The sequence below is a fragment of the Flavobacterium sp. FG19 genome, assembly GCF_057809475.1.
The window spans coordinates 1-12,751 of the sequence record NZ_JBMDKA010000058.1; the positions used below are offsets into that span (position 1 = coordinate 1).

A 12,751-nucleotide genomic window follows, 5' to 3' on the forward strand; every position below is an offset into this window, starting at 1 on the left:
AATAAGTATAATCATAACGGTCTATTGAGGCTGTATTACGGTTGTAAGTAATATTACCTGTATTAGTAACTCCATTTGTGGTTTGTATTAAACTGGCGTTGTTTTCAAATGTTAAAGAACCTCCCGTATTTACTGTTAAACCATTGGTAAGCCTTAAAGTTCGACCTGAAGGGACTGTTATATGGACCCCATTATTTACAGTACAGGAACAAAGGTCTAAATCTGCACTTACAGAATAAGCTCCGGAAAAAACACCGCTTTTAGTAGTGCTTGGAGTTCCGTTCGACCAGGCTGTGCCATCCCAGGTCGTTGAGGACTGGTTGGTGACAGCTGCACTTAAACTGGCAGGCGATTTACAGCCCGTGCTATTAGTTACCCTGAAAGTATAACTTCCTGCAGCCAGACCTGTAATGGTTGTGCTGGAACCTGAACCACTGGTTATAACAGCTCCCGGGCTTCTTTCCAGAGACCAGCTTCCTGAAGAAGGCAGTCCTGTTAAAATAACAGCTCCTAAAGCAGTACAAGTAGTATTAGTGATCGTTCCTATTACCGGAGGTGCCAGTAAGTCGATTGATGTTGAAATATTATCGGTATAAGTATGACCAGAAATGTCTTCTACAACATTTAATGAAGGATCCGTTCCTGTAACTCTGGCCGAATTAGTAACCCTTCCGGATGTAACATCTGCAGTGGTTATAGTATAGGTTCCGGTTAATGTAGCGGTTGCTCCGGCAGTCAAACTGGCAATAGGATTTCCGGTTATAGTTACACCAGGCATAGGATCTGTTACACGAACATCTGTAAGGGGAACTTCTCCCGTGTTCTTTACATCAAAAGTATAAGTGATTACATCTCCTACTTTTCCACAAGAAGGCATAGACGCTGTTTTTATAAGGCCTAACTCAGCTATCTTTAGGGAATTCGTATTAAAAGCAATAAAAGCACAGTCTGAGTTACCCGAAAAAGTAACCACAAAACGATCCACTTGCGAAGCGTTTGAAGAAGTAATTCCAAACTGGCTCGTTTCAATAGCAAGCATTCTGATATTTCGGGTAGAGGCCGGAGTAAAAGCATACGTTCCGTTCATTTTGAACAAATCAAGACTATACGTCCCGATTACATCTACTGCATCAAATTTAATAGAAAGTTCAGTTCCTACTGTGGTGCCAGAGGCATCCACAAATTTGAAAGTATCCGGAGTTCCGCCGGGATCCGCAACCTGAGTCACAATAATATCAGGAATTCCATCGCCCAGACCTGTAAGATTTAAGTTGTTGGTTCCAACTTTAAATTCTGCGGTACCGGCCTTTATATTAGCTACTCCGGTTCCTAATGCTAATCCGCTGGTTCCGTCGGTTAATCTTGAAGCCAGTTCAGCTCCTGTAGCGGTAGTTCCTGTTAGTGCAGGTACTAAAGTGGCGCCAGCAGCAGATCCGTCTATCATTGAGCCTTGTAAAAAATAGGTGTCCGATGCGGATCCAAGAGACTGGATTTTTAAAGCCCTGAATTTTTGAGAATTATATACAACGGAATGGGCATCAAGAGTAGTATTGTTAACTCCAGTGGAATAGACTGTCCCATTCCAGGTAAAAGCCAATAAATTGTTTTCTCTGTCCGGGCGATTACCGGCCAGTGTTGCGGCATTTGAAGTCCAATAGCCATTCCAGTCTGTATAAATCCTGGAAACAGCTGTCATCTGACTAAACATATTTAAGGAAATTAGAAAAAATCCTAAAACTATTATTTTTGAAAAAAAAGAACGGGGAAACAAAAGTAATTTTGGGGGCATACAATTTGTAGTTTTGGTTTGATTGGGGCGTTTAAATAAATTTTAATAGTTTGAACTATCAGTTCATTTTAGACCATTTTTTTAGTTAGTAACGTTATTACATATAAAAATCCGACAGTGCAACCTGCCGGATTTTTACTATATTATATTTTAATTAATTGAAAATGATTTTGTTAGTTACAACAGCATCATTTTCCAGTATTACTTTTACCAGTAAGACCTGCTGGGCAGCCTGCAGATTTGAAACAGATACAGCTGTTTCTCCTATTTTGGTTTTGTTGTAAATCTGTTTTCCACTGATATCAAAAACGGTAATCTCTTTAATGTTTTTTTTTGCAGAAGTTACTTGTATCACTTTGTCTTTTACTGATACAAGAAGACCGTCTTCGATGTTTTCAAAATCTCCCGTTCCTAAAGTTTTATTCGTATAACGAAGTGTAAAACGATCGGTGAAAGTACCTATAGCAGTTGTAAAAGTGTAATCACCTGCTTTTAAATCGTGAACCTTTCCGGTTGTTTTGTCTTCCAGGTACACTGCCTGGTTATCAAACAAGCCGTCAACATGATCAATAGCAATTGTAAAATCGCCTGCAACAGTGGTAACATATCCAAGAGGAACGGTATCGGAATCTTCAAAAGGAAGGGTACGTGCCTGCATGGTTAATTTTCTGGCTTCATTGATACTGTAAAAATCAACATAAGAGTTTCCGTTCATCGTAATGGCATCATAACTCTGGTCCCAGCTGTTGGTAGCTCCTTCAATATAACCTACCAGAGTCTGTTTAAAAGCTCCCTGGGTATTTTTAAAGTTCAGCCATATACGGTTTCTTTCAAGTGTATTACTTTTAGATGTTTTAAAGAACTGGCTGTTATTGCCGTTTCTCATGCTGTTGGTAAATACCACATTGTTTCCTGAAGGTGATCTGAAAAAGAATCCCTGTCCGGCGGCAATATTGCCGCTCATAACAGCGGCTCCTTCCTGAGTAACTACACCTCCTGCCAAGCTATATACCGCATAATCGGCAACATCGTAATTGTATTTGGCATCTCCTTCATTTCCTTCATCAGGCGGCGAGCTGTGTGTCCAGAAGTACAAAGCTCCTACATCTGAATGATCAATAAGTTCATCAGCACTGATGGCAGATGGATATGGATTCCCGGCTAAGTACCATTTTGATACCGTTGGGGTTATAGTAATATCTCCATTGTTTGGAACTCCGGTAAAAACAGCACCATATACCGCTTTGTTTACATATCCCTGAGGTCCTCTGATGATATATCCTTTACCCGGCTCCATAGGTAAAATTCCGTTATAACTCACTACCCATTTTGCGGCTGGATCATAGCTGTAATATTTATCTGCCAGTGTAGTTGGGGAAACATCATGAAGTGTAACACCTGATGCTACCGGTGATGACCAATAGGTATAATCATAACGGTCTATTGCCGCAGTACTACGATTATAAGTTATGTTACCTGTGTTAGTAATGCCATTTGCGGTTTGTACCAAACTGGCATTGTTTTCGAATGTTAAAGAACCACCAGCGTTAACTGTTACGGCATTAGCAATAGTTAAACTGCGGCCGCTTTTAATCGTAACATGTGCACCATTAGAAATAGAGCATGAGCAACCGGTAATATTTTTATCCAGATTGTAATCTGCATCAAATTCTAATATATCGTCTGGCGAAGGATCTGTATTTCCATTTGACCATGATGTTCCATTCCATTTATTGGCAGATATGGTAATGTTTGCAGTATAAACAGGAACACATTTATTTATAGCAAAACTATAAGTGCCCGGAGCTAATCCTGAAATAGTCATAGAAGTTCCTGTAATTGCGATTGTAGAGTTTGGTGCATTTGAACTTGTTACCAATAAATCACCTGTTGCCGGTAAATTGGTCAATGTAATGCTGCCCGCTGGTACCGCACAAGTTGGATGTACAATTGTTCCTATAGTAGGTGCAGTCGTTACCGCAACTAGTGTAGTCGAAGAAGCTGCTGACGCAGCATAACAGCCATCATCATTTGGAACTCCGCTTCCATTACTACTATAGCTATTTCTGTAGTTTACCGTCACGGTTTTGTTTCCGGCAGTAAGCCATCTTAAGGTAACGCTATTACTGGTTGTAGCTAAACTTCCGCTGACAATAGTATAATCGGTGTTAAGAACACCAGGTACTGTCCAGGCATATCGGAACTGATTAGCCTGTGTGGTATAAGTTACATTTGTATTCAAACAAGTTTCTGTTCCCGGTGAAGCAGTAAATGTTACTGTTGGAAGTGGCTTGACAATTACAGTAGTCTCTATAGCGGCAAAAAGCATTGGACATCCACTGGTTTGTGCCTGTGCTCTGTATGCTCTTGATGTTGTTAAAACATCATTAGGACTATAAGTAACAACACCGGCTGTATTCGCTATTTGTGTCCATGGCCCTGTATTGTTATCGCGGTATTCCCAATATAATATTTTAGTAGGAGTTGAATACGGAACATTTCCGGGACCGTAATAATTCATTACTGTCAAAGGAGGAGTTGTGGTACCCTGGCAGATTGTTCCTCCACCCTGCGTTCTACCTCGGTCTGTCATTGTAATAGTTGGCTGTATCTCGTTTGATGTTGCCGTAGTTGTTGATGATAAACAAGGAGAAGCATTGGATGTAATAACTACTCTTACTTTGTCTCCGTTTTCCAAATCAGTTATCTGGAAAGTACTTCCGGTTTGATTTGTTATTAAAGTAGTATTTCTATACCATTGATAAACCGGTGCAGTTCCTCCATTAGTTACGTTTGCTGTAAACGTAATCATAGTTCCCTGACATACGGTTCCTGATGGCGACGATGTAATGGTTACGCTTGGGGTTAAAACTGGGTTAACCGTCATAGTAATGCTATTGGAAGCAGCAGGACTTCCGGTCAAACAAGGACTTGCATTAGAGGTCATCACACAGCTCACCACATCACTATTAGCTAATGTCGTTGAAGTATAGGTTGTCGAATTAGTTCCAACTGGCGATCCGTTTACTCTCCATTGGTATGACGGTGTCGTTCCTCCATTGGTTGGAGTAGCTGTAAAAGTTACTGATGTACCTGCACAAATTGCTCCTGTTGATGAGGAAGCAATACTAACACTTGCCGGTAAATTAGGATTAACCGTCATAGTTATACTGTTTGAAGCAGCAGGGCTTCCTGTTAAACAAGGACTTGCATTTGAAGCCATTGTACAAGAAATAACATCATTATTTGTTAAGGTCGTAGTAGTATAAGTACTCGAATTGGTTCCAACTGGTGATCCGTTTAGTCTCCATTGATAAGAAGGTGTCGTTCCTCCATTAGTTGGGGTAGCTGTAAAAGTTACAGATGTTCCTGTGCAAATGGCTCCTGTTGATGATGATGCGATACTAACACTTGCTGGTAAATTAGGGTTAACCGTCATTGTTATACTGTTCGAAGAAGCAGGGCTTCCTGTTAAACAAGGACTTGCATTTGAAGTCATTGTACAAGAGATAACATCATTATTTGCTAAGGTCGTCGTAGTATAAGTACTCGAATTAGTTCCAACCGGTGATCCGTTTAATCTCCATTGATAAGAAGGAGCAGTTCCTCCATTAGTTGGAGTGGCTGTGAAAGTAACAGATGTTCCTGCACAAATTGCACCTGTTGTTGATGATGCGATACTGACACTTGCCGGCAAATTAGGGTTAACCGTCATGGTTATGCTGTTTGAAGTAGCAGGGCTTCCTGTTAAACAAGGGCTTGCATTTGAAGTCATTACGCAAGTAACCACCTGACTATTTGTAAGGGTATTGGTAGTGTAGGTAGGAGAATTACTTCCAACAGGAGATCCGTTCACTCTCCATTGATAAGAAGGTGTTGTCCCTCCGTTAGTTGGGGTAGCAGTAAATGTTACAGAAGTACCTGAACATATTGCACCCGATGGAGATGCAGCGATAGTAACACTTGCTGGTAAGTTGGAATTAACGACAATTGTCCCCGTTGCATTTACAGCCGTTGATCCACAGCCATTTACTGGGATACTATAATTAAAGTTTCCAGAAGCTGTAGGTGCTCCACTTATAGTAATAGTATTAGAAGCCCATGAGGCTGTTACTCCTGATGGCAATCCTGTTGGAGTTCCTATTCCGGTAACTCCTCCGGTTGTAGTATGTGTAATTGTAATTGCTGTACTCACGCAAGTAGTTGCATTTGGCGAGGTACTGGTTACGGCTTTATTAGCATTTACTATAATCGTTCCGGTTGCATTAATTGTTCCGCAGCTTCCATTTACAGGTATGCTGTAATTGTAAGTATTAGCAGTAGTTGGAGTTCCACTTATCGTTAAAGTGTTAGAAACCCAGGAAGCATTTACTCCCGGAGGTAATCCTGTTGGAGTTCCAATTCCTGTGGCTCCAGTAGTAGCACGCGTTATTGAGGTCATAGAAACATTAATACATGTATTTGCAGTTGAGGTAGCAGCTACCGTAAGGTCTCGTACCGTGATTGTTCCGGTTGCATATACATTATTAGATGGATTACATCCCGTTAAGCGAATATTGTAATTAAAAGTTCCTGAAGCCGTAGGAGTTCCACTTATTGTTATCGTATTGGAAGACCATGTGGCAGATACTCCTGCAGGTAAGCCATTAGCACCTGCAATACCATTATATTCAATGCCAGTGGCACCGGTAGTGGTATGAGTAACTGTTGTTATCGGATTATTTATACAAACATTGGGGCTTGATGATGCGCCGCTTGTAGTATATGTTGCAGATGTTGATCCTATAGTTACGGTTACTACAGTAGAATAAGCCGAACTAGAGCATGGCGAGTTTTGAACAACAGCACGATATGATGTAGTTTGGGATAGATTCCCGATATTCATTCCGCTGGCATTTGTATTTATTGTAGTTATATTACTGGCAAAATTATCTGTAGAAGATTCCCATCTTAAAATTGATCCCGCATATCCGCTTAATTCCAGGTGGGTAATGTAGCCTTGACCTTGACAACCGCTTGGGGTTTCACTTGTTGTCATAGTTCCTCCTGTACTTGATTGCGAAACAAAAACATTCATTCCTACATTTCCACTTGCACCACATCCGTTTACAGTTGAAACTTCAATTCTTCCATTATAACCAGGAGTAGCCGTTGGGCTAAATGTAACCGTCGCAGAAAGTCCGTTAGCTGCAGGGGTAACAGTCGCTCCTGATCCGGTATAACTCCAGTTATAGGTAACATTAGGAATAGAGTTTACTGTATATGTTACGGTTGTTCCCTGACAAACAGTGGAAGGTCCAGAAGGTGTGTTAGCTTGTGTAGGTTGTGTATTTGTAGCATACACCATTCTGGTTGCAGTTTGAACAGGACAATCCGATGTTGCCGGAATTGTGTACGTAATTGTAGCAGAAGTATTTGTACCTGCGGCAGCAGTTACAACTCCTGTTGTACTATTTACTGTTATTGAACTGCTGCTTGAAGACCATGTTCCTCCGGGAACAGTTGATGTAAAAGTTGTGTTAGATGCATTATAAGTGCATAAGTATTGATTACCTGACAAGGTCCCTGCTGATGTAGGACAGGTGTATGTAATAACTACTTTACCAGCAGCTCCTGCTCCACCAACTCTATTTCCCCCAGTCTGTGAAGTTCTGGAACCACTGCCGCCACCGCCATAAACATTTCCTGAATTACCATTATTTGTTACGCCAATGCCCGAAATTGCTGCTCCTCCAGATCCTCCGGTCGGACCTCCGCCTGCACCTCCTGCTCCAGATGGAATGTTGTAGTCTGTGTCTCCATTTCCTCCTAATCCTCCAGAAGTAATTGTGGTTCCAATAGAATTTGAAGAAGAACCTCCAGCTCCACCAGCAGGGTCTCCACCCGTACTGTTGCCAGTCCCTCCAAATCCACCTCCTGCACGTACTGCGTTGTTGAGTGAAGTAGTTGAAGATGTTATATTTGAAAATCCTCCATCCCCGCCATTTTGACCTGCTGTACTAGTTCCTGCAGCTCCTCCTGCTCCAACAACAGCAGTGATGATATTACCAGGACTTGCTGATAAATCAGATTTAGCATAAGCTCCGCCGCCGCCGCCGGCACCAGATCTGGCTAAAGCTCCTGATGTACTGGTTGAGCCTCCTCCGGCTCCTCCACCTCCCCAACATTCAACTGTTACAGTTGTTACACCCGCAGGTACAGTAAATGTTTTTGGTGTAGTAGCAGTTACAAAAGTTTTTGTAATTGTTTGTCCAAAAGAAAACAAAGAAATTACAAAAAATAAAATACTGAAAAGTAGAGTTTTTTTCATGCTAAACGGTTTCTGTCAAGTTTGTTATGCTGGCATAAGGATTTATCACCTGCAAATATAATTACATATACGAACCGTAAAGGAAGAGGGATTTAGAACAGCCGAATAATCGATGAATAACATAAAAACTCGTTGAAAGACACTAAAAAAAAGACAGCTGTATTTTATTTCCTATAATTTCAATTGTTAAAATATAGGAAAAATAGTAAAAAACAGGTCTTTTTTATTTTGTTTTAGAATAAAAAATAACCAAAATAACTTTTTTACGTCGTTATTCGCAAAGTGACGAAGAATTTATAACCTGTTAAAGAAGCCGTTAAACTCAATTTTATCAAATAAAAAAGGGTTATTTTTCGGAACAGGTTATTTACTTTTTTCCTCTTTTTCGAGCTCGGTCATTTTTTCGTAAACGAGAGAACTTTCGTATCCTTTTCGAAGCAGAAAGTCGCAGAATTTTTTTCTTTTTTTCAAAGAATTTTTTTCTGAAATAGAATTCCAAAATCGTTCAGAAAGTTCAACAAAAGTATTTTCGTATTCTTCAGGAGAAATTTCCTTCATAGCCAGAGTGATATTAGTAGATGAAATCTGTCTTAATTTTAACTCATTTGTGATCCTGATTTTACCCCATTGCTTCATACGGTGTTTGCCTCTTGCAAAGCTGCAGGCAAAACGGGTTTCATTTAAGAAATTATTCTCAATTAACTGAACTACAATCGAATCAATTTCATAGGAAGTCATTTTTAAGCTGTACAGTTTTGTAATTACTTCATTATGACAACGCTCCTGATAGGCACAAAAGCGTTCCAGTTTTTGAAGTGCTTCTTTTTGGGTTATTGTGGTACTCATGTGTATTTTCTTTCTTTTTAACAAAAAAATAAAAAAGAGAATAATTCTTACTATTTAATATGAAAAAATGTTAAAAAGACACCATTAAAATGTTGTAATATATTCCTAATTATAATATTTTTGTGCGAGAATATGTTAAAATTTCAATTGTTGTTTAACAGTGTGTTACGTTTAATATTTCGGCTAAAGAACAAAAAAATTAACACTAATTGCGAAAATTAGAGAATTTTTTTTGCTCTCAAGCTCCAAAAACAACCCCAAATACCCCAAATCTATGATTCAAAAACTACTTTTGATTACTCGTTCTTTGTTTGATGTTTTTCCCAAATTATTATTTGGAAAAAATGAAATTTCTAAAGGAAGGTTATTAGTTTTATTTATACTTTTTCCTTTTTTGTCAGGTAATGCCGCAACATTTACTTCAAGAGCAAGCGGGAACTGGAATTCTTCCGCAACTTGGACTTTAACAAGTGGTACAGACGCTGACGGTATTCCTGATGCCGATGATATTGTAATACTAGCCAGCAGGTATAATGTAGTCCTGACCCAGGATGAAAACTGTTTGTCTATTACTGTTAACGGGTCATCGGGAGTGGCCAATAGAGCTACTCTAACGATAAGCACCTTTATTTTAAATGTTAATGGTTCCATAACAATTTCCGGCAGTACAAATTCGTATATCACCATGACTACAGGAACCCTGAATATTCAGGGTAATTTTGCCAGTGGTGCTAGCTTTTCATGTGGAACAGGAACTGTTAATTATAATGGAGGTGCACAAAATGTTGGGGCATATACTTATTATAACTTAACCACTTCTAATTCAAATTATAAAACATTATTAGGTTTAATAACCGTAAATAATAATTTATTTGTAGGTGCTGGTACCACATTGATGGATAATGAAAAACAAATAACCGGAAATATTAACGGGAGACTTACCGTAGAAAATAATGCGACCCTGCTGCTCGGTAGAACTGCTTTAAGTGGTACAACATCAACATCATTTCCAACTCTTTTTACAAAAAACAATATATCGTTACAAACCGGAAGTACGGTTTTATATAACAGCTGGGTAAATCAGCAGATTTCATACATTCCAGACTATTATCATTTGGTTTGTCAATATCCGGGAACCAAATCTACCAGTGGCAATGGGATATTAAATATTAATGGAAACCTAAACACCGCTTCTGTACTGAATTTGGGATCTGCTACTGTTAATTTAGCAGGTAATTTTAATCTTTTGGGAGCAGGAGCAAATGTTACTTTAACCAGTAATGTTTTTTCTATTAAAGGAAATTTTAATCGTGATGTAGAGAATGCAGGGGGCACCATATCTGCAAATGGAGGAACGGTTATTTTTAATGGAAGTACTGCGCAGTCTATAACCGGAGGAGGTTATTTTCCGACTACATTTAATAACCTGACTATAAACAATACATCAGGAGGAGTTAATCTATCCATAACAGGTACATATCATGATGTGACCGTTAGCAACATACTAACCATGAGCAATGGTATTCTTAGCACATCTGCCACAAATTTATTAAATATAACGAGAACAGCTACAAATGGAATATCAGGTGGTTCAGCTGCTTCATTTATAAGTGGTCCTGTTAAATGGACTTTGGCGACAGGTTTGGGAGCAGGGACTACATCATATGTTTTCCCGGTAGGAAAAGGAACAACCTATCTTCCGTTTACTTTTACTCCCCGCACTACCAGCAGTATTACACCCACTGCACAGGTAGAAGCTTTCGATACTGATTGTGGAGGTACAGCTGATTTTAGTAGTGTTGGCAGTTTAAGTAACACTGAATACTGGACACTTGCGACTAGCGGCAGTATAAGTAATACTCAAACGAGTATTTCGGTATCCAGACCAGCTCCTGTATCGCCGTTGGATGTCATTGCAGGAACAGATGATGGCAGCGCAACTGGAAATTATACCTCTTTAGGGGGAACGGTTGAGTCAAATGGTATAAGTTCTTCTAATGCTATAGTAGCTAATAGAATTTTTGCATTGGGAAGAATTAATGGTATTCGTATAAATGGATCTATAGATGGTTCACCATTTTGCTCCGGAGTTTCTGTATCAGTACCTTTTATAGTTACCGGAAATTATGCTGCGGGAAATGTTTTCACAGCTCAGTTATCTAATGCATCGGGCGATTTCACATCTCCGGTAAACATAGGCACTCTAACACAAACCGGAGCAGGAACAATTGCAGGGACTATTCCATTAGGAACGCCGGCAGGAAGCGGTTACAGAATTCGTGTTGTTGCCTCCACATCGCCTCAAACAATAGGGAGAGACAATCAAACCAATTTAACAATACGAGCCCAGTTTGACCCAGGAGCAATAAATACAACAGGCGAAACGATTTGTTATAATGGCAATCCGGGATTAATTGGAAGTGCTGCAGCAGCAAGTGGTGGAGATGATTCAATAACTTATGAATGGACAGCTAACGGAACTCCTGTTTCTGGTTCGAATTCTGCAGCTTATGATCCGCCGTCAGGGCTTACAACTACAACAACATATGTAAGATATGCCAGGGATTTAACATGTAATACCGCTTTTGCAGCTTCAACAGGAAGCTGGACTGTCACGGTAAATGCTAATACCACAATAACGACTCAGCCATCTAACTCTGTAATCTGCACAGGTAACACTACCATGTTTTCTGTTGCGGCCTCCGGAACAGGTTTGTCGTACCAATGGTTTGTAAGTACAGACGGAGGAACAAATTACAATGCAGTCACTAATAATTTAGTGTACTCAAATGCAGCCACAGCAGACTTGACAATTACAGGCGCAGCGGCTTCAATGAACAATTATCGTTATATAGTTCAGGTTACGGGAACTTGTGGAGCCGCCCTATACTCCAGCGCAGTAATTCTGACAGTAAATTCAATTACAACCCAGCCTCAGCCATTAGCAGTCTGCGAAGGACAGGATGGCAGCTTCACTATTACAACATCGGCCTCAAGCCCTTCTTATTCATGGGAATATTATGAACCGGGTCTTGGTGCATGGATAACAGCAGCTGGTGTGGCAAATGTTTCAGGACATGATACAGCGTCTTTGTCATTAACCGGAACCCCTTTGGCTTATAATGGATATTCTGTTCGCTGTATTATTATCAGCGGAGGCTGTTCAATAATATCAAACTCAGCATTGCTTACAGTAAACTCGACTCCTAATGCACCAACAGCAGTAATAAGCACAACTCCTACCTGCACTGTTAATACAGGAACCATAACAATTACCACTCCTACTCCGGACGGAATAATTACATATAGTTTAGACGGAACAGATTATACCAATACTTCCGGAGTTTTTACCGGAGTTGCAATAGCATCCTACAATGTAACTTTTAAAAACAGTTATGGATGTATTTCACTTCCAGCCACTTTAAATGTTAGTGTACAGGATAAAGTGTGGAATGGCTCTTCAGGAACTAACTGGAATACGGCTTCGAACTGGACTCCATCAGGTGTTCCCGGGTCAGGAGACTGTGTCGTGATACCTTCAACTTTAAACAAACCAGTTGTTGCTGCCGCTGGGATAGATGTTGCTGTAGCTTCAATTACTGTAAACAGCGGGGGCTTGCTTACGGTTGAAAGCGGCAGAACCTTAACAGTTCAAAATGCCGTAACGATTGATAACACAAGTAATGGGGCACTGGTGTTTGAAAACAACGCCAGTTTAATACAAACCACAAATGGAGTTACTAATACAGGCAATATTACTTACAACCGTAATACAGCCTCAATAGACCGTTATGATTATACTTATT

At 40.0% G+C, this 12,751-nt stretch carries 4 protein-coding genes; 1 reads left to right on the plus strand and 3 read right to left on the minus strand.

The genetic code is table 11. The features are described 5' to 3' along the window. The 3 genes from ACODST_RS27405 to ACODST_RS27415 all read right to left on the minus strand — a co-directional run. On the minus strand, positions 1–1,789 hold a 1,789-nt coding region (locus ACODST_RS27405), incomplete at its 3' end, for a DUF7507 domain-containing protein (RefSeq protein WP_488935280.1). A gap of 154 nt (positions 1,790–1,943) precedes the next feature. Next, on the minus strand, positions 1,944–8,099 hold the full coding sequence (locus ACODST_RS27410; RefSeq protein ID WP_488935281.1) for a DUF8693 domain-containing protein: 6,156 nt from the start codon (positions 8,097–8,099) through the stop codon (positions 1,944–1,946). A gap of 363 nt (positions 8,100–8,462) precedes the next feature. Next, positions 8,463–8,945, minus strand: coding sequence for a regulatory protein RecX (locus ACODST_RS27415; protein WP_488935282.1), 483 nt, complete (start codon positions 8,943–8,945; stop codon positions 8,463–8,465). A gap of 274 nt (positions 8,946–9,219) precedes the next feature. Between ACODST_RS27415 and ACODST_RS27420 the strand changes: the two genes are divergently transcribed. Continuing rightward, a partial coding sequence (locus tag ACODST_RS27420; RefSeq protein ID WP_488935283.1) for a beta strand repeat-containing protein occupies positions 9,220–12,751 on the plus strand: 3,532 nt, incomplete at its 3' end.

Bases quoted from the DNA above. Each gene is read 5' to 3' on its own strand.
- ACODST_RS27415 (WP_488935282.1), bottom strand. From the start codon at position 8,945: ATGAGTACCACAATAACCCAAAAAGAAGCACTTCAAAAACTGGAACGC.
- ACODST_RS27410 (WP_488935281.1), bottom strand. From the start codon at position 8,099: ATGAAAAAAACTCTACTTTTCAGTATTTTATTTTTTGTAATTTCTTTG.